A 21248-nucleotide genomic window follows, 5' to 3' on the forward strand; every position below is an offset into this window, starting at 1 on the left:
GCTGTCACTCCGGCTATGGCGGCCGAAATTGGCCGACTACGCTGCGTCTCCGATCGTGTCATCCGCACGCTTTCGTGCCGCGACGGCGCCCGGCCCGCGAGGCCGATGCCGCGCTTTTCCACCGCCCGCTCCTGGAGACCCCGCATGTCCGCATCCACGGCCCGCGCTGCCGACGGCAAGCGCTATACGTACGAATGGTATGTCGTCGTCATCTGCATGCTCGCGTACGTCTTTTCGTTCGTCGATCGCCAGGTCCTCGTGCTGATGATCGAACCGATCAAGCGCGACCTGCACCTGTCCGATACGCAGTTCAGCCTGCTCAACGGCTTCGCCTTTTCGCTGTTCTACGCGGTGATGGGGCTGCCGGTCGCGTATCTCGCCGACCGCTATGCGCGCCCGCGCATCATCTCGCTCGGCATCGCGCTGTGGAGCGTCGCGACCGCCGCGTGCGGGATGAGCCAGCACTTCGTGCAGATGTTCGTCGCGCGGATGGGCGTGGGCGTCGGCGAGGCCGCGCTGTCGCCCGGCGCGTATTCGATGCTCGCCGACTACTTCCCGAAGGAGAAGCTCGGCCGCGCGATCGCCGTGTATTCGCTCGGCTCGTTCATCGGCGGCGGCATCGCGTTCCTGATCGGCGGCTACGTGATCGCGCTGCTCAAGCATGCGAGCGCATTCACGCTGCCTGTCGTCGGGCAGGTGCATGCGTGGCAGGTCACGTTCCTGATCGTCGGGCTGCAGGGCATCCTCGTCGCGCTGCTGTTCGCCGCGACGGTGCGCGACCCGCAGCGCAAGGGGCTCGCGCAGGATCGCTCGGGCGCCGTGCGGCGCGTGTCGATGCGCGATTCGCTGCGCTTCGTCGGCACGCATCGCGCGACCTTCGCGTGCCACTACCTCGGCTTCTCGTTCTACGCGATGACGCTGTACTGCCTGCTGAGCTGGACGCCCGCGTTCTATATCCGCCGCTTCGGGATGACGGCCGTCGAAGCCGGCTACACGCTCGGCATCGTGCTGCTGGTCGCGAACACGGCCGGCGTGTTCTGCGGCGGCTGGCTCAACGACTGGCTCCTGCGGCGCGGCCGCGGCGATGCGCCGATGCGTGCCGGCGCAATCGGCGCCGCATGCATGGTGATTCCCGCGACGCTGTTCACGCAGCTCGACAGCCTGCCGGCGTCGCTCGCGATGCTGGTGATCGCGATGTTCTTCGCGTCGTTCCCGATGCCGACGTCGACCGCCGCGATGCAGACGCTCGCGCCGAACCAGATGCGTGCGCAGATCTCCGCGCTGTTCCTGCTCGTGTCGAACCTGATCGCACTCGGCATCGGCACGACCGTCGTCGCGCTGTTTACCGACCGCGTGTTCGGCGCGCCGGCCGCGGTCGGTCATTCGATGTCGATCGTCAACGTCGCGGCAGCCACGCTCGCCGCGCTGCTGCTCGCCGCCGGCTGCCGCCACTACCGCCGCAGCCTCGAGCGCGAACGCGGTCATGCAGCGGCCGCGGTGCCGGCTGACGCGGCCGTCGACGGCGGCAACGCCATCGCCGCTCGCTGAAGTCGCTCGGTTCACCGATCGCGTGGTCGGCGCACCGGCCGCGCGATCGCCGCAACGCTGACCGGCGACAATCGGCACGCCCACCATCATCCATCCCGCTTATTCCGGTATCGCTTTTTAATCGATTTGATTTATGCAATGCCCATCCCTATTCTCGATCGCATGACGGCGCGGGGCTCTGCCGCGCCGCGTTCCTCTCCCCCACGGAATTTCCCATGCAAGCGAACCGCCACCAGGTCCGGATCGACGCGCTGATTGACGCGGCGCAGGACATCCGCTGTTTCCGGGTCTCGCGCGTCGACGGCCAGCCGTTCGACGCGTACGAGCCGGGCGCCCATATCGACGTCACCGCGCCGTCCGGCATCACGCGGCAATACTCGCTGTGCGGCAACCCGGACGAGCGCGGCAGCTATCTGTTCGCGGTGAAGAAGGAAGCGCAGTCGCGCGGCGGCTCGCGTTCATTGCACGACGACGTGCGCGTCGGCGCGGAATTGTCGATCGGCACGCCGCGCAACCTGTTTCGTCTGACCGATGACGCGAGCGAGCACGTGCTGGTCGCGGCCGGTATCGGCATCACGCCGCTGCTGTCGATGGCGTATGCGCTGCACAAGCGCGGCGCGCGTTATCGGCTGCACTATTTCGCGCGCAGCCGCGAGCATGCCGCCTTCGTCGACGAACTGTCCGCCGAACCGTACGCATCGCACGTGACGTTTCATTACGGCGTCGAGCCCGATGCGCTCGCGGCCGAACTCGGCCGCTGCGTCGAGTCGATCGATCTGAAAGCGCATGTCTATACGTGCGGGCCGGGGCCGTTCATGGATGCCGTTGTCGCGGCCGCGGCCGAGCGAATCCCGGAAGATGCGATTCATCTCGAACGCTTCGCGGCGGATCCCGTCGCCGCGGATGCAGGCAATGCCGAAGCCGGCGCGAGCCCGGCCGATGGCTTCGAAGTACGCCTGAAACGCAGCGGTCAATCGGTGCGCGTCGCGCCCGATACGTCGATCGTCGACGCACTCGCGGCGATCGGCATCGAGGTCGACACGTCATGCGGCGAAGGCGTATGCGGCACCTGCATGGTGCCGGTGCTCGACGGCGAACCCGATCATCGCGACCACTGCCTGAGCAAGGCCGAGCGCGCGAGCAACACGGTGATCTGCTGCTGCGTGTCGCGCGCGCGCTCGGCGGTGCTCGTGCTCGATCTCTGATGCGCCGAGCGCGCCGCCATGTTGCCGCGCCGATCTACTGATTGACTGATGTAAAGGCGCGCGGGCGACGGACACTCCGCCACGGCGGTGGCGTCGTGCGGGAGCCGCCCGACCATCACTCGTCGAAACGCTCGACGATCTCGGCGAGCAGCGCGCGCATCCACGCGTTGCCCTCGTCCTCGTGGAAGTGCTCGTGCCAGTGCATCGTCACCGGCGCGGGCGGCAGCGTGACCGGCAGGTCGTACAGGCGGAATGCATTGTCGCGATTGAGAATCTGCGCGAGCCGCTTCGGCAGCGTCGCATACAGATCGGTGACCGACAGCACGCTCGGCAGCGCGACGAAGTGCGGCACCTCGAGCGCGATGTTGCGGCCCACGCCCTGCACGCGCAACGCGTCGTCGAGCGCGTGGTGGCTGTGCTCGACCGATTTCACGTTGACGTGCGCGGCGCGCACGAACTGCTCGAGGCTCAGCGCGGCCGCCGTCGGCAGCCCGCGCCGGCGCCCCGTCATGCACACGTAGGTTTCCTCGAACAGCACCTGGTGGCGCGTGCGCGGCATCAATTCCGGCAGGTTGCCGATCGCGAAATCGAGCCGGCTCGCGCGTAGCGCTTCCTCGATCTCCTCCACCGGCAGCGGCTGCACGCTGAGCGTCACGCGCGGCGCGCGCTCGCGCAACGCCTGGCAGATCGCCGGCAGGTACGCCATCTCGCCGGCATCCGACAGCGACAGCCGGAACGTGCGCGTGCTGGTGGCCGGATCGAAGCGCTCCGCGTAGCGCAGCGCGACGCGCACCATGTCGAGCGCCTTGCCGACGATGCCCGCGAGTTCGAGCGCGACCGGCGTCGGCTGCATCCCCGAACGCGTGCGCACGAACAGCGGATCGTCGAATAGCGTGCGCAGCCGGCCGAGCGAATAGCTGACGGCCGGCTGCGACAACGCAAGCCGCTCGCCGGCCTTCGTCAGGCTGCGTTCCTCGACGATCGCCTGGAATACGCGCAACAGGTTCAGATCGAGATGATCGACCGATGTCATCGTGACCTCCATCATTTGCCGCATTTATTTGATTATCGATTTTAGATCAATTTGACCGATATGCGGCAGAAGACGAGACTCGTCTTCGGACGCCGCGCACAGCCCGGCCCGATTTTCGCGACTCTTTCCCCACGACGACGATGAGCGACATTCCCTACCAGACGATCGACACCCGCGCGTTGCACGGCCTCGCGCAGCCCGACCGCATCGCGCCCGCGATGTATCACGATCCCGCGCTGTTCGAAGCCGAGCTCGACCGCATCTTCTACCGCACCTGGATCTGGGTCGCGCACGAGAGCGAACTGCCGAACCCGGGCGACTTCGTCACGACGACGATCGGCCGGCAGCCGGTGATCGTCGTGCGCGACAAGACCGGCGAGATCAACGTGCTGCAGAACCGCTGCCGCCATCGCGGCGCGACCGTGTGCGAAGCGCACAAGGGCAACGCGAAGGGCTTCACGTGCCCGTATCACAGCTGGTCGTACGCACTCGACGGCGCGCTGCGCGCGCTGCCCTACGGCGACGGCTACGAAGGCGTGTGCGAGAAAGGCGACCTGCCGCTCGTGAAGCTGCGCGTCGGCGTGTACCGGGGGCTCGTGTTCGCGAGCTTCAACGACGCGATCGAGCCGCTCGAGGATTTCCTCGGCGGCGCGAAGCCGTGGATCGACCTGTTCATGAAACAGGGCGCCGGCTACCCGATCAAGGCGAACGGCGAGCACAAGTTCAAGTTCAAGGGCAACTGGAAGATCCAGCTCGAGAACACCACCGATCTCTATCACTTCCCGGTCGTGCACAAGTCGTGGATGAAGTCGATCGACGACGAGACGGCCGCCGCGATCACGAGCTTCATGACGAGCGAGCACGCGTTCTGCCGCGCGCTCGGCAACGGCCACAGCCTCGCGGTGCTGATGCCGGAGCTGATCGACCTCGACGAAGACGACGGCGCACCGCTGCCCGAACGCTTCGCGCCGCTCGCGGCGAAACTCGCCGAGCGTCACCCGCCCGAAGCGGTGCGCCGCATCGTGCGCTCGCTGATGGGCGTCGGCTTCAACCTGAACCTGTTCCCGAACCTCGCGCTGTCGATGGCGTTCTTCCGCGTGCTGCGGCCGATCTCCGCGAACGAAACCGAGATCCGCCACGTCGCGCTCGCGATGGACGGCGGCCCCGACGAAGCGAACCGCGAGCGGCTGCGCATCCACGAGCATTTCCAGGGCCCGTTCGGCTTCGGCAGCCCCGACGATGCGGAAGCGTGGGAGCGCGTGCAGCGCGGCGCGCATGCGGGGCCCGACGTACCGATCCTCGTGAATCGCGGGCTGAACCGCGAGACGACCGCCGCGAACGGCGAAAAGACCGCGCACGCGACCGACGAAACCGGCATGCGCGAGGCCTACCGGCAATGGCGCAACATGATGGAGCAGCAATGATGGACGACCGCAACGCCCTCTTTTCCGAGCAGACCTTCGCCCGCGCGGTCGAATTCGTGTGGCGCGAAGCCGAGATGCTCGACCGCCGCGACTACCGCGCGTGGCTCGACCTGTGGGAGCCGGCCGGCCACTACGTGGTGCCGATCGATCCCGACGCGACCGATTTCGCGGCGACGCTGAACTACGTGTTCGACGACCAGGACATGCGCGAGAAGCGCGTGCAGCGGATGGTGTCCGGCTATTCGGCGTCGGCCGCCGACGCGGCGCGCACGGTGCGCACCGTGTCGCGCTTCACGCTGGAAAGCGGCAGCGCCGATACCGTCGAGCTGAAATCGGCGCAGGTCGTGGTCGCGTACAAGCGCGGCGTCGCGACGCTGTTCGCGGCCGACGTCACGCACAAGCTGCACGTGGATGCCGAAGGCGAGATGCGGATCGCCGAGAAAGTCGTGCGCCTGATCGACTCGACCGAAGCGCTCAGCGCGATCGGCTTCCTGCTGTAAGCCGTGGCCGGCTCACCGTCGCCAACGCAATGGTGAGGTGGGCACCTTCACCTGTGAGCGACTGCCGGTTCGCCGTCGCCCGCGCAAAGGTGAACCGGTCACCTTCACCTTTCAGCGGCGGGCGCTTCGCCATCGCTCACGCAACGGTGAGCCCGTCACCTTCACCTTTCCGGCCCCTCATGCCCACACTCGAAGTTTTCCTGCCGGCCGGCCACGACGACGCGCGCAAGGCCGAACTGATCGCACGACTCAGCCACGCGACCGTCGACGCGATCGGCGCACCGATCGAATCGGTGCGCGTGCTGCTCACCGAATTGCCCGCGACGCATATCGGCCTCGCCGGCCGCAGCGCCGCGGACGGCGCGCCGCCGTCGCTGCCGGTGATCGTCGCGATCCTGATCGCCGGGCGCACCGACGAACAGAAGCGCGCGCTGATCGCCGCGCTGTCCGACGCGGGCGCGAACGTGCTCGATGCGCCGCTGCAGGCGACGCGCGTGATCATCAAGGACATTCCGAACACCGACTTCGGCATCGGCGGCCAGACCGCGCGAGCGCTGGGACGCTGACCATGCGTCGCGCGTCGCTGCCTCGCCGCCACGCGTCCGTGCGGTTGCGCTCAACCGTCGGCGAGCGGCAGCGTCACGCGGCAGTCGAGCCCGCCGCCCGCGGCCGGGTTCGCGGCGATTCGCCCGCCGTGGCGCGTGACGATGCTCTTGCACAGCGACAACCCGATCCCGTTGCCGCCTGCCTTCGACGACGAGAAGCCGTCGAACAGCCGGTCGTGCGCGCCGGCCTCGATGCCGGGCCCGTTGTCGATCGCCCGCAACTCCGCCTGGCCGGCCACGTTCGCGGTGCCGAGCGTCAGCGTGCGCGGCACGCGCTCGCAACTGGCGAATGCCTCGATCGCATTGAACGCGAGATTCAGGATCACCTGCCCGATCAGCACGCGCTCGCAGCGGATCGGCAGCGGCGCGTCGGCCTGCACGATCGCGACCGTCACGCCGGCCTCCTTCGCGCGCAGCTCGATGAAGTACGCGACGTCCGCGAGGATGTCGCGCAGGTCGGCCCGTGCGACGACCGGCTCGCGCTTCACGATGAATTCGCGCACGCTCTTGATGATCAGCGCCGCATGCTCGGCCTGCCGGTCCGCACTGCGCAGCCCCCAGATCGCGTCGTCGACGGCGCCGTTGCCGTTCAGCCGCCGCACCGCGCCTTCGATGAAATTGCGCACGGCCGCGAGCGGCTGGCTCAGTTCGTGCGCGATCACGGTCGCCATCTCGCCCATCGCGTTGTAGCGGCCCGCGTATTCGAGCATCCGCGCCTCGGCGCGCCGCGCGTCCTCGATCGCGACTTCGTCGCTCACGTCGCGAAACTGCACGAGCAGCCCGTCGAGATCGCCTTCGATCTCGACCTGCCGGCACAGGATGCGCAGCCAGCATGCCGAGCCGTCGCGCCGCACGATCCGGTAGCGCTGCGGCGCGGACGGGCACGCGGACGGCGCGTCGCGCAACTGCGCGACGAGCCGGTCGCGGTCGGCCGCCGAGCAGTAGTCGAGCACCTCGCCGAGCGGCTCGTCGGGCGCGAGCCCGAGCACGCGGCGGCCCGACTCGCTGATGAACTGCACGCCGCCGTGCGGCGTCACGACCGCGATCCCTTCGTCGAGATCCTGCATGAACTCGCGCAGCCGCGCCTCGTAGCGGCGCAACTGCTGGCGCACCGCCTCTTCCGCGCTGATGTCGCGAAACTGCACCATCACGACGTCGCGCCCGCGCAGCGGCACGTAGGTCGCGGTGGCCTCGGACAGCATGTCGACGCCCGTACGCGAGCGATAGCACCATTCGTACACCTGCGGGCCATCGACGAGCGCACGATCCCACGCGCTCACCGCGATCTCGCGCCGGTACTTCGGCTCGGGGCGCGTCATGTCCGGCGCCTTCAGCGGCAGCAATTCCTCGACGGAAAAGCCGAGCGCGATGCACGCGGCGCGATTCGCCCACACGATCGCCCGGGTGCGCGCGTCGTGCAGCAGCACGCATGTGGTCAGCGCGTCGAGCAGCCGGTGGAAATCGTCTTCGTCGGGAAAACTCATGATCGGATTCGGAGGAAGGCGCGCGGCATCGCGCGGCCGGAAACCCAACATAGCACCGGCGCGCGCCGATCGCATCTGAAGATTTCTTTAGGCCGGCACGGAGCGTCACCAGTCGCGCGGCCCAACGCACCAATTGCTGCGTGTTTTCGGCGTTTCTAGACTGGCTGCATCGTCTTGCCCCCGACAACCGACATCGACATCGCCCCCATCCCCAGGAGACTTTCATGCCGCAAGCCGCCCTCGCCATCGAATCCGCGCCGACCTCGCCGGCCGCGGCACGCCCCGCGGCCACGCCGTTGTCGCCGCTCGACGCGGTGATCGAAACCGTCGCCGCGCGCCGCGACGAATTCGACCGGCTGTCGCACGTGCCGCGCGACGTGATCGCGCTGTTCAAGCAGGCCGGCATCTATCGCGCGGGCACGCCGCGCCGCTTCGGCGGCGATGCGCTCGCGCCGACCGCGTTCCTCGACATGATCGAACGAATCGCGACCGCCGACGGCTCGGCCGCGTGGGTCGCGAGCTTCGGCTCCGCGAACGTCTATCTCGCCGCGCTGCCGCTCGACACGCAGGCCGAGCTGTACGCGAGCGGCCCCGACCAGGTGTTCGCGGGCGGCCTGTTCCCGGTGCAGCCCGCGCAGGACGCGCCGGGCGGCTGGCGCGTGAACGGCACGTGGAAATTCGCGAGCGGCTGCAAGGGCGCCGACTGGCTCGGCGTCGGCATCGCGGTGCCCGGCGCGCAGCACGCCGCGCCGAACAAGCCGCGCACGGCCGTGTTCCGCGCCGCCGACGTCGAGATCGTCGAGAACTGGAGCGTGGTCGGCATGCAGGGCACCGGCAGCCATGACCTGCGCGTGAACGACCGCTTCGTGCCCGAGGCGTGGACCTTCGTGCGCGGCGGCGAGGCGACCGTCGACGAGCCGCTGTACCGCTACCCGACCGTCGCGTATGCGGCGCAGGTGCTGGCCGTCGTCAACCTCGGCCTCGCGCGCGCGGCGCTCGACGTCGTGAACCGGATGTCGGGCGGCCGCCAGACGACGACCGGCGCCCCGCGTCTCGCCGATCGCGCGTATTTCCGCATCGAGCTCGCAAAGGCGGAAGCGCAACTGCGCTCGGCGCGCGCGTTCTTCTACGATGCGACCGATACCGTGTGGCAATCGATCCTCGCCGGCAACGCGGTGACGCCCGATCAGGTCAGCCTGCTGCGGCTCGCGGCCACGCAGATCGCCCGCGAAGGCGCGAGCGTCGTCGAGCGCGCATACCGCCTCGGCGGCACGGCGGCGATCTATCGGTCGCATCCGCTGCAGCGGTTGCTGCGCGATGCGATGGTCGTCACGCAGCACGCGTTCCTCGCCGAAGGCAACTTCGACGGCGCGGGCGCGGTGTTCACCGGCGTCACGCCGTTTCCCGGCTATCTGTAACCGGCATCGACCGACACTTTTGATGAACGCGCATAAAGCCGCCGCGCCGTCGCCGGCCGCCTCGCGCACCCCACCGATCCCTCTGGAGAACCCGATATGTCCGATTCGAATCCGCTGCCGCTGCGCGTGCTGTTCTGCTGCGGCGTGTCGCAGAATTTCTTCGACCTGCCGCGCGAGAAGATCGGCGAAGTGTGGCAGGCGTATGGTGCAATGCTCGCGGCCGTCGAAGCGATGCCCGGCGTGCGCGTGCTCGGCGTGATGGACGACGACCGCCTCGTGGTCGGCCAGGCCGACGGCGCGCCGTGGACCTTCTACATCATGGCCGACGTCGCCGATTTCGACACGACGGTCGCCGTGTGCAACCTGTACCGCACGACGCCCGTCGGCGAATACAACCTGTGGCGCTACGGCAAGATCGAGGCACGCGTCGGCCGCGCGCTGACCGTGCCGCCGGCCGCGAAGCCCGCGGCGTGAGACGCGCGATGATCGACTTGTCTCCCGCTGCGATCGACGCGCTCGCGCAGCGCGTCGCGGCGCTCGACGCCGAGCGCGCGGTGCGCGCGACGATCACGCGCTACATGGCGCTGTGCGACGTGCCCGAAGCGGCTGGCGAGGGCCCGTCGCTGGCCGAACTGTTCACGGCGGACGCCGTGTGGGAAGGCATCGGCCCGCAGTACACGAAGAAGTTCGGCCGCCTCGAAGGCACGGCGGCGATCGTCGCGATGCTCGGCCGCTATCTGCCGCCCGATCCGCATTTCTCGGCGAACCTGCACTTTCTGACGTCGGAGTCGATCGAGATCGGCGCCGGCCATGCCAGCGCGCGCGGCCGCTGGATCATGCTGCAAGCGTCGCGCTACGCAAACGGCTCGGCCGAGCTGATCGCCGCGCGGCTGACGATCGATTTCGCGCCGGCCGCCGACGGCTCCGCCTGGCTGATTCGCCATTTCCGCACCGAACGCGTGCTCGACGGCCCGTGGCCGCTCGCCGCCGCGCCACGGGCCTGATGTTTCCCGCTGCTTTCGCACGATACCGACCATGACAGGATTCATCGACACCTTCACGCTCGGCGGCCCGGGCCCGACGATCGCGATCAAGGACACGATCGACATCGCCGGCCATCCGACCCGCGCGGCGAGCCGCGCGCTCGCCGATGCGCCGCCCGCCACGCGGCATGCGGACGTGGTCCGCCTGCTGCTGGACGCCGGCTGGCAGATCGCCGGCAAGGCGAACATGCACGAGCTCGCGTTCGGCATGACCGGCATCAACGACTACACGGGCACGCCCGTCAATCCGCAGGACGCCACGCGCATTCCGGGCGGCTCGTCGAGCGGGTCCGCGTCGCTCGTCGGGCTCGGCGCCGTCGACGCGGCGCTCGGCACCGATACCGGCGGCTCGATTCGCGGGCCGGCCGCGTGCTGCGGCGTGGCCGGACTGAAACCGACGTTCGGCCGCGTGTCACGGCGCGGCGTCGCGCCCGCGGACACCACGCTCGATTGCGTCGGGCCGTTCGCGCGCGAAATCCGCACGCTCGTCGCGGTGATGGCCGCGATCGCGCCAGGTTTCGAACGCGCGCAGGCGAGCGCCTCCGTCGAAGGCTGCACGGTCGCGCAACTCGCCGTCGAAGCCGATCCGGCGATCGCGGCCGCGCTCGATGCGGCCGTTCGCGCGTCGGGTCTGCGTTCGCATACGGTCGTGCTCGATGAAATGCCGGCCGCGTTCGCGGCAGGGCTGGCCGTGATCAATGCGGAAACGTCGCGCGCGTTCGGTCATCTGGTCGAAACAGGCAAGCTCGGCGCCGATCTCGACGCACGACTGCGCACGGCCGCGACGACGACACCGGCCGCGCTCGCGCAAGCCGAAGCCGTGCGCGCACGCTTCACCGCGCAGGTCGATGCCGCGCTCGAACACGCGGACGTGCTGGTGCTGCCGACGCTGCCCGCACTGCCGATCACGCTGCAACAGGCCCGCGACGGCGTCTCGGTGATCGCGATGTCGTCGCTGATCCGGCCGTTCAACCTGAGTGGCCATCCGGCGCTCAGCCTGCCGCTGCCGCTCGCCGGTTCGCCGTTGAAGGCCGGCTTGCAGATCGTCGGACGCAAGGGCGCGGACGAACGGGTCTGCGCGATCGCGGCACACTTCGAAGCGGCATTGGCCGCATGAACCACGATGCGAGCGCCGCCACAGGCGTGCGCCCGCGAACCACGGAACGCCACACCATGTCAGATCGAGTCGTCCTCGTCACCGGCGCCGCGCGCGGGCTCGGCGCCGTCCTCGCCGAACGCTTCCATGCGGCCGGCTATCGCGTCGCACTGGCCGACATCGCCGCCGACGCCGTTCAAGCGCATGCACGCGAACTCGACCCGAGCGGCGAACGCGCGATCGCGCTGCCGCTCGACGTCACGTCGAAACGCGATTTCGAAGCGGCGCGCGATGCGCTCGTCGCGCGCTGGGGCACGATCGACGTGCTCGTCAACAACGCGGGCGCATCGAAGGTCGTGCCGGCGATGGAGATCACGGCCGAGCAGTTCGACCACGTGATCGACGTGAACCTGCGCAGCGTGCTGTTCGGCTGCCAGGTGTTCGGCCAGTACTTCGCGCAGCGCGGCGCGGGCCGCATCGTCAACATCGCGTCGCTCGCCGGGCAGAACGGCGGCTCCGCGACGGGCGCGCACTACGCGGCCGCGAAAGGCGGCACGCTGACGCTGACCAAGGTGTTCGCACGCGATCTCGCCGCGCAGGGCGTGACCGTCAACGCGATCTCACCGGGGCCGCTCGATCTGCCGATCGTGTACGAAAGCGTCGCGCCCGAAAAACTGCGTCAGGTGCTCGCGAGCCTGCCGGGCGGCAAGCTCGGATCGGCCGGTTTCGTCGCGGATGCGGCCGTGCTGCTCGCGTCGGGCGACGCGCATTTCGCGAACGGTGCGTGCTGGGACATCAACGGCGGGTTGTACATGCGCTGAACGCGCCGAGCCTCATCGCGACGACGCGCCGTCGTCGCCCCACACGACCATCACGTCGCGCACGAGCGCGGCGATCGACGTCGCGCCGAGCTTCTCCTTGATGCTCGCGCGATGCACGTCGACGGTCTTCACGCTGATCGACAGATCCGACGCGATCTGCTTGCTGCCCTTGCCGTCCACGACGCCGCGCAGCACCTCCTTCTCGCGCGCGGTCAGCGCATCGAGCCGCTGGCGCAGTTCGCGGTGACGCTGGCTCACCGCGTGCCGCTGCTGCGCGAGCCGCAGCGCGCGCTGCACGCGCTCGAGCATCTGCTGCGAGTTGTACGGCTTCTCGACGAAATCGATTGCGCCGTTCTGCAGCGCGCGTACCGACATCGGAATGTCGCCGTGTCCGCTGACGAAGATCACCGGCAGCGTCGCACCGCGCGCATTCAGTTCGGCCTGCACGTCGAAGCCGCTTTTCTCCGGCATCCGCACGTCGAGCACGAGGCACGCGGGCAGGTTCACGTCGAAGCGCGCGAGAAAGTCGGCCGCGTTCGCGAATCCTTCGGACGCGATGCCCACCGATTCGAGCAACCACGCGAGCGACGTCCGCATGCCGCCGTCGTCGTCGACGATATATACGATCGGTGCGGGTGACGTCATCGCGGGTGTCTCGCTGAATGTCGGTATCGGTATCGGTATCGCACGCGCCGCGCGCAACGCCGGTGGCCGGCGTGTCGCGAGCGTCGTTCGCTGGGGGTGCGGCACATCATAACGAGCCGAAAACCCGCTGCAAACCCCTTCACGTGCCGCGCGAACGCGCAATCGCGGTTTTTTTCGCGCGCGATGGCGTGCATCTAGGTAGAACCTTTAGACGCGTCGGCAGGAACGCCATCCCGATCGCCAATCGTGCGAATGGTCGGCCGCCTTTTCGCGGCGTACGCTTGGGTCATCGTCGGCCACGCGAGGCTGCATCGACAGCGCCCGCGATCGCCGCCTTCATCCAACCTGGAGCGCCCATGTCCGCAACGACCGATACCCCGCAACCGGCGCGCGCCGAACCGACCGACGCGCAGAAGGCCTTCCGCCAGGCGATGGCCCATCTCGGCGCGGCCGTCAACGTGATCACCACCGCGGGCCCGCACGGCCGCTGCGGGATTACCGCGAGCGCCGTGTGTTCCGTCACCGACGCGCCGCCGACGCTGCTCGTGTGCCTGAACCGGTCGAGCGCGATGCATGCGACCTTCGAGCGCAACCGTCAGGTCTGCATCAACGTGCTGCCGGCCGAGCACGAGTTGCTCGCGCGACACTTCGCGGGGCTCACCGACCTGCCGATGGAGCAGCGCTTCGCATTGCCCGTGTGGGATCGCGGCGAACGGGACGTGCCGGTGCTGCGCGATGCGCTCGCGAGCCTGCAGGGCACGATCGCCGAGATGAAGGAAGTCGGCTCGCATTCGGTGATGTTCATCGAGGCGACGTCGATTCGCGTGCGCGACGACGGCGACAGCCTGATCTACTTCAGCCGCGCGTTTCATCGCGTGTCGCGCACCGCGTGCGTGCGGTGACCGGCACATGACTACGCGGACGTGCGCAACGCGCGCTGCCCGGCCGCGAATGCCGCGCCCACGAACAGCGTCAATGCCGAGTACACGAGCCCGCGCGCGAGCCCCGCACTGTCCGACACCCAGCCGATCGCGACCGGCCCCGCGATCTGCCCGAATGCGAAGACCGTCGTGAATGCGCTGATCCCCTTCGCCCAGCCGTCGGGCGGCAGGTTGTGCCGCACGAAGGCCGTCGTCGACGCGACCGCCGACAGGAACGTCGCGCCGAACAGCAAGCCCGATGCGAATGCGGCGGCCGGGTGCACGAACAGCGCGGGCATCAGCGTCGCGACGCCGAGCAGCGCGTTGAGCACGGCGAGCGCCTGGCCGCCGCGCATCCGGTCGAGCAGCCCCGACCACAGCCGCGCCGACACGACGGTCGCGACGCCGAGCATCACGTAGAACGCGGCGACGACCGTGCCACTCATCCCCGCGCCGCGCAGCAGCGCGACGATGAACGTCATGTAGCCGATATAGCCGACGCCGAACAGGCCGTAGCCGGCCAGCGCGAGCGCGAAGCGGGCCGGGCTCGCGGTCGCCGCCGGTTTCGCACCGTCGGCGCGCGTGGCCGGTGCCGCATGCGCATGCTCGATGCGGCGCGCGGCCAGCACGGCCACCGCCGAGAACAGCACGCACGCCGTCGCGAGTGCGAACCACGCGGGCTGCCAGCCGTGCACGCGTGGCACGAGCGTGGCCGGCACGAGCAGCGACGACGCGACGATGCCCCATCCGGTGCCGCCGTAGTACAGGCCGAGCAGCAGCCCCGCATCGCGCGGCGACGCGGATGCGAGCCGCGCGGCCAGCACGCCGCCGCTGATGAAGATCAACGCGCTGCCGACACCCGTCGCCAGTCGCTGTGCGAGCAGCACATGCATGTCCGACGCGAGCCCGCAGGCGGCCATCAGCACGGCGGTCAGCGCGCAACCGGCGGCAAGCAGCGTCCCCGCGCGCCAGCGCCGCGACAGCAGCGGGAACGCGAGCGCGCCGATCAGGTAGCCGGCCGCGTTCGCCGTGTTCAGCGCGCCGGCCTGCGCGAACGTCCAGCCGAGATCGGCCTTCATCGGCGGCAGCAGCAGCGCATAGGAAAAGCGTGCGAGGCCGAGCGCGATCGCGCTACCGAGCGACAGGCACATCGCGAGCCGCCAGGCGGCCATGCGGCCGGGATCGGTTGCGCTGGCGTCCGGCCGCGAGCGGCCGGCACGCTCCGGTTGCGGCACTACGCGCATCGGATGTCTCCTTCGTTGTTCGGTTCCGGGGCTCACGCCGCCGTCGGTCGATCATACTGGAGCAGCCACGAAATCGGCACACGCGGCAGCGGCATACCCGCGACGGGCGCCGCGCCCGGTTCCCGCTCCCCGACACGACGGCCGGAAAACGCGGGAGACCAGCCGGCGCCGGCACGCGCTACCGCCCGAGTCCGGCCGCAAACGCCGTCAGCAGCGCACGCCCTTCGGCCCATCCGGCCAGCCCGGACGCCGCGTTCAGGTGGCCGCGCGCGCCGAGCAGAAGCGGCGCCGCGCCGTGTTCCGTTGCCCATTCGAGCGCGCGCCCCGACGGATCGTACGGATCGTCCGCACTCGCGATCGCCAGCACCGGCACGCGCCCCAACCCGCCGTTCGGCAGGTTCGCGAACGCGGCGGCGGCAACCGGAAAGCGCGGCCCCGCCGGGTCGGGCATGGCCACGAGAAACGCGCCGCGCACCGCGCGCGACGACACCGCATGCCAATGCGCGAACAACAGACACCCGAGTGAATGACAAACGACTAGCGGGGCCGCCCCGGCGTTCGCGACGGCCTCGTCCAGCGCCGCCATCCAGTCGGCCAGATCGGGCTCCTCCCATGAAGCCGGCGCGATGCGCGCGGCGCCGGGAAACGCCGCCTCCCAGTGGCTCTGCCAATGATCCGGTCCCGAATTGCCGATACCCGGCACGATCACGATCGCTCGATCCATTACGCCCTCCGTCAACTTGAAGCCCAGAGTGTGACCACGCGTGAGTCCGCATGGAATGGCAAGTCATCGGTTATTGAGACAAAATGCCGATGAATCAACGGTATCGGAGGCCCGTCATGCCGGACGAAGCACTGGATCGCCTGGATCTTGCGATCCTCGAAGCGCTACAGGACAACGCGCGGACGCCGCTGTCGGAAATCGGCAGGCGCATCGGGCTGTCGCAGCCCGCCACGTCGGAGCGCGTCAAGCGGCTGGAAGAACGCGGGATCATCGCCGGCTACGGCGCGCGGATCGATCCGGCGGCGCTGGGGTTGGGCATGATGGCCATCATCCGGCTCAAGACAACGCACGAGCACATCCAGCCGGCGCTGCGCGCGTTCGCCGAGATGCCGCACGTCATCGAAGTCCACCGCATGACCGGCGAGGACTGCTTTCTGCTGAAGGTGCTGGTGCCGACGCCGGGCCAGCTCGAAACCCTCATCGACGCGATTGCGCGCTTCGGCGCGGTCACGACTTCGCTGGTGCTGCGCTCGGAACCGACGAAGGCGATCGGAAAGGCGCTGCTCGGATGACGCTCGCCGGCGGACCGGCTGCGTGACGCATGGAATCGGCAGACCGGTTCGAGCACCGGGCGATCGCGCACACGGTTTTCGTGAGCGACATGAATCGCATCAATCCGGTCAATTGAATTCAAATTAAAAATAACCGAATTCATTTCGTCGCGCACGGTTCGATTTCTTAAAAAAAGATGCGTGATCTGTCGCTCGTTTTATTCATGTTTTCCAATATGTGGATCGAAAATCCTCGTGTTTAGCACGCTTCGGCTAAAAACAATACAACGCATTGCATTCGCAAATTCGTCAGACTAATATCGACGCCACTCGCCCGGCATTCACAAAATTCCGAACGAGGAGCGGCAATATTTTTGCCGCGCTTTCATGTTGAATCACTCATGTTCACCACAGGAGAATTGACATGCAGGAAACCCAGCAAATCGAATTGCTTGACTGGATGCAGGAAGACACGCACCCCGAGGCCGTCGACATGATGGTCGAGGACGCCGTGGTGCCGTTCGGCACCGCGCTCTGGCCGGTCTGAGCGGGCCACCCGTTCTCGCGGAAGGGCCTCGGCCCTTCCGCCGCTTCCGGAGATACGCATGCTGAACCTGCACCGCGCGCTCGGTTTTCACCCGGCGCTGCGCGACAAGCTGGCACGCGGCGAATCGGGAAAACTGCTGGTCGGCTATGACACCCGCAACCGCGACACCGCGTTGCGCGCCTTTTCCGCCCTGCCCGATTCGCTCGACGCGACCACCCTCTGCCTCGAAAGCACCGCGCCCGCCGACATCGCCGCCGCGCTCGACGACGCCGACCTGTTCGTGCTGCTGTACGACTCGTCGTGCCTGCCGACGCCGTCGCCGAGCGGGCCGCCCTTTCTCGCCGCGATCCGCCCCGCGATCGTCGAACACTGGAGCAAATCGGTTTTATTCAAGGATTACGGCCCGCACCTCGACGAGGCGTTCGCCGAATCGCTCGACGACATCGCCGCGCGCAACGGCCGGCTGATCGACGCCGCCGCACGCGCGTCGCGGATCCGCTTCATCGACGAAGCCGGCAACACGCTGACGGGCTCGCTCGCGCCGGACCAGAAATGGACGAGCGTGGACGGCATGGGCAACCTCGACGTCGTGCCCGGCGAGATCGCGACGCACGTGACGGACCTGAACGGCACCGTCGTGTTCAGCGGCACGTTTCTCGGCACCGTGCCGTTCGCGATCAAGTACAAGGTGGCCGAGCGGCTCGCGACGCTGCATGTCGAACACAGCACGATCGTCGACTTCGACACCGACGATGCGGGCTTCCGGCGCGATTTCACGACCTATCTCGACCGGCACGCGAATCACCGGCGGATCGAGGAATTCGGCATCGGCACGAACCTCGGCATTCGCGGCCTGTACGGCCGCAACGCGGGGTTCGAGGAACGCCATCCGGGCCTGCATCTCGGCCTCGGCGGCGGCGAAAACGGCAGCCACCATCTCGACCTGATCTTCGCGCGCGGCACGCTCGCGCTCGACGAACGGATCGTGTTCGACGGCGCGTTCGCCGTCTGACGCGGCGGCGGGTTGCTCAGGCTTCGGCGGCCGCCGCGTCGCCGAGCCACTTGAACATCACGAAGCAGTCGACGAAGCCGAGCCGCGCGTGACGGTATGCGCGCGGCACCCGGCCGACGATCTCGAATCCCAGCTTCTGCCACAGCGCGACCGCGACCTCGTTCGTCGCGACCACCGAATTGAACTGCATCGCGAGGAAACCGCGCTCGCGCGCCACCTGTTGCGAGTGCTCGCACATCAGGCGCGCGACGCCGCGGCCGCGCGCGGCCTCGCTCACCATGTAGCCGCAGTTGCTCACGTGCTTGCCGGGGCCGGCCGCGTTCGCCTTCAGGAAATACGAGCCGAGCACCACGCCGTCCTCTTCGGCGATCCACGTGCAGAGCGGCGCGTCGAGCCACTGTGCGCGTGCCGCTTCCTGGGTCGGCTCGGGATCGAATGCATAGGTTTCCTGAGCAGCGACGATGGCGCGGTAGGTGGGCCAGAAGCGGGCGAAATCGTCGTCGGTCATCGGGCGAATCGTGATCATGCGGGGGCTCTCGTGAGGTGATGTCGGCAAGCCAGACGGGCAAACGAGCGATCGTACCGCGATTCATCGACGATTCGCGGAATCGAGCGATCCGGCCGCCCTCGCTCATCGGCGCGCCGTTGCCCTGAAAACCTACCTTATCCGGTTAGGCATCGGTGAACAGAACATCTGGGTAGATACAAGGACCATCAAACACCCGGACGTCGACAACGACGGACGCCTTTCGCTCAATCAGATTGCCGTGACGCTGGTCCCGATATGCGACGAAGGGTGGGAGCGCTTGTGCGGCGATCCCCGCGTGACGCCGACATCCAAAGCCATTCGCTAGCCCGTCCCAACCCATATCAACGAAGCGACCATGAACCCATCCCACGGCGCTGTATCGCATCACGACGCGGAAATCGTCGAACTACGCACCGCCACCGGGCTTGCAGCCGCCTATTTGAAGGTCGCGGCTGAATCGCTCGGCGGTCCCGACAATCACGCCGCGGCCGTCGTCGCACTGCAAGCGGTCATCGAAGCCGGCAACCTTTCCGGTCTTCCGTCTACCGGCCCGCAAACCTGAATGCCCCCTCACGGCTGAACCATCCACACCAGCAGCATCTCATCCGGCGCGGCCTTCATCCCCGCCGGCGGATGCGCGATCGTCGGCTCCACCGCCAACGCGTGCGCGATCGCCGCCGCATCGTCGATCGTCGTCGTGTGCACGATCGTCATCAGCCGCGCCGGCCGGCGCAGCGTTTCGCGATACAGCGCGCCGTACCACAGCGGCCGCATGCCGAGCGCATCCTGCAACACGTACGGATAGCGCCACAACCGCAGCACCAAGCGGCTTTCCGGGTGGGCCGGATCGACGCGAACGAATACGCGCCGCGTGCTCTCGCCATGCGTATAGCGCGGCAGCACAGGCAGCGTATCGGGGGGCGCCTGCGGCACTAGCCAGCGCAGCGCGGTGGCCGGCGACCACGGCGTCGCGCGCTGCCAGCCGGCCTGCGCGAGATGGCGGTCGAGCGTGTCCGACGTCGCGCTCCATTGCAGCGGCAGATATTCCTCGCGGTCGCCGCCGATCTCGGTGCGCCGCGTCGGCACGCGCTGCCACCCGCCACGCAACCACTGGTCGACGGTCATCGCGACCACGTCGCCGACATGCGGACGCGCCGCGCGATCGCGCTGCCATTGCGCGGGCACCGTCCATACGCCGGCCGTCGCGAGCACGACGACGACCGCGACGAGCGCGCCGCGCGGCTGCACGTGCTCGCGTACGCGCCAGTACGCATAGGCGCCGGCGAGCAACGCGAACCATGCGAGCCCGAGGCTCCACCCGCCCAGCAGGCCCGACAACCAGGTATCGCCGACGTACAGCCGCGCGAAGCCGCCAAGCACGATCCACAGCACGACCGCCGTCACCACCGGAATGCGCCACGGCGCGGGCCGATCGCGCGCGAGCACCCAGCCAAGGCCGCTGCTCGCGAGGATCGCGAAGGCGGCGTCGCCGTCCGGCAGCGGCACGTGCAGCGCGCCGGGCGGCAGGCTCATGGGCGTCGCGCCGGGCGCGCCCGCGCCGAACACCGGCACGAGCACGACGGCGACACCGACCGTCGCGAGCCACCACCCGGCCGTCAGCCAGCAGCGATGAATCATCAGCCAGACGAGAAACGCGGCCGCGACGATCAGCCCCGTGTCGTGCCCATGCAGCACGGCGAGCGCGCTCATCGCGGCGTCGACCGGCGGCGTGCGCAGGCGCTGCAGGAACGCGTACAGCGCGATGTCCGCATGCATCAGCGGATCGTTCGCGACGACGTCCTGCACGATCCCCGCGAACAGCCACGCGCAGCCGATGAACAACAGCGCGAGCGCGGGCACCGCGCCCGGCAACCCGCGCAGGTATGCGATCCCGTCGTGCAGCCGCGCGCCGAACCGCGGCCAGCGACGCACGCACGCGTGCACCGCTTCGGCGAGCGCACGACACAACAACGGCCAGCCGCGTCTCAGCGCGACGCGCACGCCGATCCACACGAGCGCGACCAGCGCGGCCACGACCAGCAGGATCGCGGCGACCCGCACGCTGATCGCCACGGCCAGCGCGGCCGACGCGCCGAACAGGATGCCGGGCGCGACGTGCACGGGCGCCCACACGAGCGCCGAGATCGCGTTGACCGGATAGAACGACCGGCGCGGCAGCGTCGCGCAGCCCACGACGACCGGCACGACCGCCCGCACCGGCGCGAGAAAGCGCGCGAGCACGATGCTCTTCATGCCATGACGCAGCACGAACTCCTCGCCGCGTGCGTAGACGCCCACGGAGCCGAAGCGCGCCCACGTATCGCGGATCATCCCGCGGTAACGTCGCCCGAGTTCGTAGCTGATCCCGTCGCCGATCACCGCGCCGACGGCCGCGACGCCGATCGTCGCCCATGCGTCGAGCGCACCGGCGCCGATCAGTGCCCCGGCCGCGAACATCACGGCGCCGGCCGGCACGACCGTGCCGATCAGCGCGATCGCTTCGGCACACGCGGCCACGAACACGATCGCCAGTACGAGCAGCGGATGCGCGCCGATCGCGCCGATCCACGCATGGATCGTGTCGCTCATCGCACACTCCCGAACGGTGCGGCCCGATGCGCGAACAGCGGGCCGGCAGAGGCATCGAATACGTTCATCGCGACATGCGCGTGCTCGCGCCGGCGTCGGAGGCCAGCGTCAATCGAACTCGTGTTGCCGCGCGTCGACCTCGAGCGGCGCATCGCGGTAGCCGACCGTCGCGATCTCGCGCAGATAGCGAGCAAGAAACGCGCCGATCGAGCCGGCGGCCTCGTATTGATGCACGTGACGGAACTCGTGGGTCAGCAGCCGGCCCGAATCGGAACGATTCGCGGGGCCGGCCCGTCGAGGCCGCGCCGGC

Annotated in this window: 23 protein-coding genes; 15 read left to right on the top strand and 8 right to left on the bottom strand. The window is 68.7% G+C overall.

Annotated features, from left to right (window positions below; translation table 11 throughout):
- Positions 1-144: 144 nt before the first annotated feature.
- Positions 145-1548 (top strand): spinster family MFS transporter, encoded by a 1404-nt coding sequence (locus AC3IFE_RS17270; RefSeq protein WP_489191293.1) that lies wholly within the window; start codon positions 145-147, stop codon positions 1546-1548.
- A gap of 215 nt (positions 1549-1763) precedes the next feature.
- The gene (locus AC3IFE_RS17275) at positions 1764-2753 is read left to right on the top strand and encodes a PDR/VanB family oxidoreductase (protein WP_489191295.1); all 990 of its coding nucleotides are present in this window, start codon (positions 1764-1766) and stop codon (positions 2751-2753) included.
- A 115-nt stretch (positions 2754-2868) separates the two neighbouring features.
- Here AC3IFE_RS17275 and AC3IFE_RS17280 read toward each other — a convergent pair whose 3' ends face one another.
- On the bottom strand, positions 2869-3786 hold the full coding sequence (locus AC3IFE_RS17280; protein WP_301737680.1) for a LysR family transcriptional regulator: 918 nt from the start codon (positions 3784-3786) through the stop codon (positions 2869-2871).
- Positions 3787-3926: 140 nt separating this feature from the next.
- Between AC3IFE_RS17280 and AC3IFE_RS17285 the strand changes: the two genes are divergently transcribed.
- The 3 genes from AC3IFE_RS17285 (at position 3927) to AC3IFE_RS17295 (ending at position 6276) form a co-directional block, all read left to right on the top strand.
- Positions 3927-5210, top strand: coding sequence for an aromatic ring-hydroxylating oxygenase subunit alpha (locus AC3IFE_RS17285; RefSeq protein ID WP_489191296.1), 1284 nt, complete (start codon positions 3927-3929; stop codon positions 5208-5210).
- Positions 5207-5710 carry an aromatic-ring-hydroxylating dioxygenase subunit beta gene (locus AC3IFE_RS17290; protein WP_489191297.1) on the top strand — a complete coding sequence of 168 codons (504 nt, stop codon included), beginning with the start codon at positions 5207-5209 and terminating at the stop codon, positions 5708-5710. Before AC3IFE_RS17285 ends, AC3IFE_RS17290 begins: the two co-directional genes overlap by 4 nt.
- A 179-nt stretch (positions 5711-5889) precedes the next feature.
- On the top strand, positions 5890-6276 hold the full coding sequence (locus AC3IFE_RS17295; protein ID WP_301737677.1) for a 2-hydroxymuconate tautomerase family protein: 387 nt from the start codon (positions 5890-5892) through the stop codon (positions 6274-6276).
- 50 nt (positions 6277-6326) lie between these two features.
- Here AC3IFE_RS17295 and AC3IFE_RS17300 read toward each other — a convergent pair whose 3' ends face one another.
- Entirely contained in the window at positions 6327-7874 is a 1548-nt protein-coding gene (locus tag AC3IFE_RS17300) for a sensor histidine kinase (protein WP_489191299.1), read from the bottom strand.
- 149 nt (positions 7875-8023) lie between these two features.
- On the opposite strand from AC3IFE_RS17300, the gene AC3IFE_RS17305 reads away from it, so the two are divergent.
- The 5 genes from AC3IFE_RS17305 (at position 8024) to AC3IFE_RS17325 (ending at position 12177) form a co-directional block, all read left to right on the top strand.
- Positions 8024-9217: an acyl-CoA dehydrogenase family protein gene (locus AC3IFE_RS17305; RefSeq protein ID WP_489191300.1), complete on the top strand. Its 1194-nt coding sequence runs from the start codon at positions 8024-8026 to the stop codon at positions 9215-9217.
- A gap of 96 nt (positions 9218-9313) precedes the next feature.
- Positions 9314-9691 (top strand): hypothetical protein, encoded by a 378-nt coding sequence (locus AC3IFE_RS17310; protein WP_011356094.1) that lies wholly within the window; start codon positions 9314-9316, stop codon positions 9689-9691.
- 8 nt (positions 9692-9699) lie between these two features.
- Positions 9700-10221, top strand: coding sequence for a nuclear transport factor 2 family protein (locus AC3IFE_RS17315; RefSeq protein ID WP_489191301.1), 522 nt, complete (start codon positions 9700-9702; stop codon positions 10219-10221).
- A gap of 31 nt (positions 10222-10252) precedes the next feature.
- Complete coding sequence (locus AC3IFE_RS17320; protein WP_489191303.1) at positions 10253-11377, top strand: amidase; 1125 nt, start codon at positions 10253-10255, stop codon at positions 11375-11377.
- A gap of 56 nt (positions 11378-11433) precedes the next feature.
- Positions 11434-12177, top strand: a complete 744-nt coding sequence (locus AC3IFE_RS17325) for an SDR family NAD(P)-dependent oxidoreductase (protein WP_489191305.1) — start codon at positions 11434-11436, stop codon at positions 12175-12177.
- A gap of 12 nt (positions 12178-12189) precedes the next feature.
- Here AC3IFE_RS17325 and AC3IFE_RS17330 read toward each other — a convergent pair whose 3' ends face one another.
- A complete protein-coding gene (locus AC3IFE_RS17330) occupies positions 12190-12822 on the bottom strand; it encodes a response regulator transcription factor (protein ID WP_089436016.1) in 633 nt (210 codons plus the stop codon).
- A gap of 356 nt (positions 12823-13178) precedes the next feature.
- Here AC3IFE_RS17330 and hpaC point away from each other — a divergent pair, with 356 nt between their 5' ends.
- The gene (gene hpaC / locus AC3IFE_RS17335) at positions 13179-13724 is read left to right on the top strand and encodes a 4-hydroxyphenylacetate 3-monooxygenase, reductase component (RefSeq protein ID WP_089469107.1); all 546 of its coding nucleotides are present in this window, start codon (positions 13179-13181) and stop codon (positions 13722-13724) included.
- A gap of 11 nt (positions 13725-13735) precedes the next feature.
- On the opposite strand, the gene AC3IFE_RS17340 is transcribed toward hpaC, so the two are convergent.
- Together AC3IFE_RS17340 and AC3IFE_RS17345 are read right to left on the bottom strand one after the other, a co-directional pair.
- Positions 13736-14986 carry a YbfB/YjiJ family MFS transporter gene (locus AC3IFE_RS17340; RefSeq protein ID WP_489191306.1) on the bottom strand — a complete coding sequence of 417 codons (1251 nt, stop codon included), beginning with the start codon at positions 14984-14986 and terminating at the stop codon, positions 13736-13738.
- Between the two features lie 178 nt (positions 14987-15164).
- Positions 15165-15710 (bottom strand): RBBP9/YdeN family alpha/beta hydrolase, encoded by a 546-nt coding sequence (locus AC3IFE_RS17345; protein WP_489191307.1) that lies wholly within the window; start codon positions 15708-15710, stop codon positions 15165-15167.
- Between the two features lie 116 nt (positions 15711-15826).
- Here AC3IFE_RS17345 and AC3IFE_RS17350 point away from each other — a divergent pair, with 116 nt between their 5' ends.
- From AC3IFE_RS17350 to AC3IFE_RS17360, 3 genes are all read left to right on the top strand, one after another.
- Positions 15827-16282, top strand: coding sequence for an Lrp/AsnC family transcriptional regulator (locus tag AC3IFE_RS17350; protein ID WP_301737668.1), 456 nt, complete (start codon positions 15827-15829; stop codon positions 16280-16282).
- A 403-nt stretch (positions 16283-16685) separates the two neighbouring features.
- Positions 16686-16808 (top strand): hypothetical protein, encoded by a 123-nt coding sequence (locus tag AC3IFE_RS17355; protein WP_006479692.1) that lies wholly within the window; start codon positions 16686-16688, stop codon positions 16806-16808.
- Positions 16809-16866: 58 nt separating this feature from the next.
- Positions 16867-17820 (top strand): CgnE/CgnB domain-containing protein, encoded by a 954-nt coding sequence (locus AC3IFE_RS17360; protein WP_489191308.1) that lies wholly within the window; start codon positions 16867-16869, stop codon positions 17818-17820.
- Positions 17821-17836: 16 nt separating this feature from the next.
- On the opposite strand, the gene AC3IFE_RS17365 is transcribed toward AC3IFE_RS17360, so the two are convergent.
- Complete coding sequence (locus tag AC3IFE_RS17365) at positions 17837-18346, bottom strand: GNAT family N-acetyltransferase (RefSeq protein ID WP_275921324.1); 510 nt, start codon at positions 18344-18346, stop codon at positions 17837-17839.
- A 358-nt stretch (positions 18347-18704) separates the two neighbouring features.
- Between AC3IFE_RS17365 and AC3IFE_RS17370 the strand changes: the two genes are divergently transcribed.
- Positions 18705-18911 carry a hypothetical protein gene (locus tag AC3IFE_RS17370; RefSeq protein ID WP_489191310.1) on the top strand — a complete coding sequence of 69 codons (207 nt, stop codon included), beginning with the start codon at positions 18705-18707 and terminating at the stop codon, positions 18909-18911.
- A gap of 8 nt (positions 18912-18919) precedes the next feature.
- Here the strand turns inward: AC3IFE_RS17370 and AC3IFE_RS17375 are convergent, their stop codons facing one another.
- Together AC3IFE_RS17375 and AC3IFE_RS17380 are read right to left on the bottom strand one after the other, a co-directional pair.
- Positions 18920-20938 carry an LssY C-terminal domain-containing protein gene (locus AC3IFE_RS17375; RefSeq protein WP_489191312.1) on the bottom strand — a complete coding sequence of 673 codons (2019 nt, stop codon included), beginning with the start codon at positions 20936-20938 and terminating at the stop codon, positions 18920-18922.
- 108 nt (positions 20939-21046) lie between these two features.
- Positions 21047-21172, bottom strand: a complete 126-nt coding sequence (locus AC3IFE_RS17380; RefSeq protein ID WP_489191334.1) for a hypothetical protein — start codon at positions 21170-21172, stop codon at positions 21047-21049.
- Between the last annotated feature and the right edge of the window lie 76 nt (positions 21173-21248).

It is taken from the genome of Burkholderia sp. APQ4-4ca (genome assembly GCF_057837105.1).

Excerpts from the sequence above, each read along its gene's own strand:
- AC3IFE_RS17270 (WP_489191293.1), top strand. The coding sequence starts at position 145 with ATGTCCGCATCCACGGCCCGCGCTGCCGACGGCAAGCGCTATACGTAC.
- AC3IFE_RS17275 (WP_489191295.1), top strand. The coding sequence starts at position 1,764 with ATGCAAGCGAACCGCCACCAGGTCCGGATCGACGCGCTGATTGACGCG.
- AC3IFE_RS17280 (WP_301737680.1), bottom strand. The coding sequence starts at position 3,786 with ATGACATCGGTCGATCATCTCGATCTGAACCTGTTGCGCGTATTCCAG.
- AC3IFE_RS17285 (WP_489191296.1), top strand. The coding sequence starts at position 3,927 with ATGAGCGACATTCCCTACCAGACGATCGACACCCGCGCGTTGCACGGC.
- AC3IFE_RS17290 (WP_489191297.1), top strand. The coding sequence starts at position 5,207 with ATGATGGACGACCGCAACGCCCTCTTTTCCGAGCAGACCTTCGCCCGC.
- AC3IFE_RS17295 (WP_301737677.1), top strand. The coding sequence starts at position 5,890 with ATGCCCACACTCGAAGTTTTCCTGCCGGCCGGCCACGACGACGCGCGC.
- AC3IFE_RS17300 (WP_489191299.1), bottom strand. The coding sequence starts at position 7,874 with ATGCGATCGGCGCGCGCCGGTGCTATGTTGGGTTTCCGGCCGCGCGAT.
- AC3IFE_RS17305 (WP_489191300.1), top strand. The coding sequence starts at position 8,024 with ATGCCGCAAGCCGCCCTCGCCATCGAATCCGCGCCGACCTCGCCGGCC.
- AC3IFE_RS17310 (WP_011356094.1), top strand. The coding sequence starts at position 9,314 with ATGTCCGATTCGAATCCGCTGCCGCTGCGCGTGCTGTTCTGCTGCGGC.
- AC3IFE_RS17315 (WP_489191301.1), top strand. The coding sequence starts at position 9,700 with ATGATCGACTTGTCTCCCGCTGCGATCGACGCGCTCGCGCAGCGCGTC.
- AC3IFE_RS17320 (WP_489191303.1), top strand. The coding sequence starts at position 10,253 with ATGACAGGATTCATCGACACCTTCACGCTCGGCGGCCCGGGCCCGACG.
- AC3IFE_RS17325 (WP_489191305.1), top strand. The coding sequence starts at position 11,434 with ATGTCAGATCGAGTCGTCCTCGTCACCGGCGCCGCGCGCGGGCTCGGC.
- AC3IFE_RS17330 (WP_089436016.1), bottom strand. The coding sequence starts at position 12,822 with ATGACGTCACCCGCACCGATCGTATATATCGTCGACGACGACGGCGGC.
- hpaC (WP_089469107.1), top strand. The coding sequence starts at position 13,179 with ATGTCCGCAACGACCGATACCCCGCAACCGGCGCGCGCCGAACCGACC.
- AC3IFE_RS17340 (WP_489191306.1), bottom strand. The coding sequence starts at position 14,986 with ATGCGCGTAGTGCCGCAACCGGAGCGTGCCGGCCGCTCGCGGCCGGAC.
- AC3IFE_RS17345 (WP_489191307.1), bottom strand. The coding sequence starts at position 15,710 with ATGGATCGAGCGATCGTGATCGTGCCGGGTATCGGCAATTCGGGACCG.
- AC3IFE_RS17350 (WP_301737668.1), top strand. The coding sequence starts at position 15,827 with ATGCCGGACGAAGCACTGGATCGCCTGGATCTTGCGATCCTCGAAGCG.
- AC3IFE_RS17355 (WP_006479692.1), top strand. The coding sequence starts at position 16,686 with ATGCAGGAAACCCAGCAAATCGAATTGCTTGACTGGATGCAGGAAGAC.
- AC3IFE_RS17360 (WP_489191308.1), top strand. The coding sequence starts at position 16,867 with ATGCTGAACCTGCACCGCGCGCTCGGTTTTCACCCGGCGCTGCGCGAC.
- AC3IFE_RS17365 (WP_275921324.1), bottom strand. The coding sequence starts at position 18,346 with ATGATCACGATTCGCCCGATGACCGACGACGATTTCGCCCGCTTCTGG.
- AC3IFE_RS17370 (WP_489191310.1), top strand. The coding sequence starts at position 18,705 with ATGAACCCATCCCACGGCGCTGTATCGCATCACGACGCGGAAATCGTC.
- AC3IFE_RS17375 (WP_489191312.1), bottom strand. The coding sequence starts at position 20,938 with ATGAGCGACACGATCCATGCGTGGATCGGCGCGATCGGCGCGCATCCG.